General features: G+C 68.5%; 1 protein-coding gene. It reads left to right on the top strand.

Annotated features, from left to right (window positions below):
* Positions 1–117: 117 nt before the first annotated feature.
* On the top strand, positions 118–1,066 hold a 949-nt coding region (locus AQJ27_RS41660), incomplete at its 3' end, for an IS481 family transposase (protein ID WP_067381115.1).

Below are 1,066 nucleotides of genomic sequence, written 5' to 3'. Positions count from 1 at the left end.
TGTTCTGTCCACGGAGGTTGGTGACAGTGATCACGGTTGGGTGATCTTGAACGAGTGAGGGCCTTCCGGGTTCGGTGTGGATTGCGACGTCTACACACGAACGATCAGAAGGCCCTCATGCCCCACCGTAATGCACCCCTGACCGAGACCGGCCGCCTGCGTCTGGCCCGCTGCGTCGTCGAGGACCGATGGCCGCTCCGCCGGGCCGCGGAACGGTTTCAGGTATCGGTCACCACCGCTGCCCGCTGGGCGGGGCGTTATCGCCTGCTCGGCGAGGCGGGCATGGCCGACCGTTCCTCCCGCCCGCACCACAGCCCGCGCCGGACCCCGACACGCACCGAGCGCAGGGTCATCAAGGTCCGCGTCCTGCGCCGCTGGGGGCCGGCTCGTATCGCCTACCTCCTCGGGCTGAACCCGGCCACCGTCCACCGCATCCTGACCCGCTACCGCCTGTCCCGCCTCTCCCACCTCGACCGCGCCACAGGCCGGGTCATCCGCCGCTACGAACACCCGGCACCCGGCGACCTGGTCCACGTCGACATCAAGAAACTCGGCAACATCCCTGACGGCGGCGGCCACAAGGCCCTCGGCCGTCAGGCAGGCCGCAGGAACCGCGCCAACGCCGGCGTGAGCTACCTGCACAACGCTGTTGACGACCATTCCCGCCTGGCCTACAGCGAGATACTCACCGACGAGAAGAAGGAGACCGCCACCGCGTTCTGGCAGCGGGCCCACACCTACTTCGCCTCCTGCGGGATCACCGTGCGGCGCGTCCTGACCGACAACGGCTCCTGCTACAAGTCGTTCCTCTGGCGCGACGCGCTCGCCGCAGCCGGGATCACCCACAAGCGAACCCGGCCCTACCGGCCCCAGACGAACGGCAAGGTGGAGCGCTTCAACCGCACCCTGCTCGACGAATGGGCCTACGCGACGCCCTACCGAACCGAGAGCGAACGACGCGACGCCTACCCGCACTGGCTGCACACCTACAATCACCACCGCGGACACACCGCGCTCAAGGGCCAGCCACCCGCCAGCCGCGTCCCCAACCTCACGGGTCAATACA

The organism is Streptomyces olivochromogenes, assembly GCF_001514115.1.
GTDB lineage: Bacteria > Actinomycetota > Actinomycetes > Streptomycetales > Streptomycetaceae > Streptomyces > Streptomyces olivochromogenes.
Note: the sequence above shows the minus strand (reverse complement) of the source record. Positions and strands in the feature narration are given on the sequence as shown.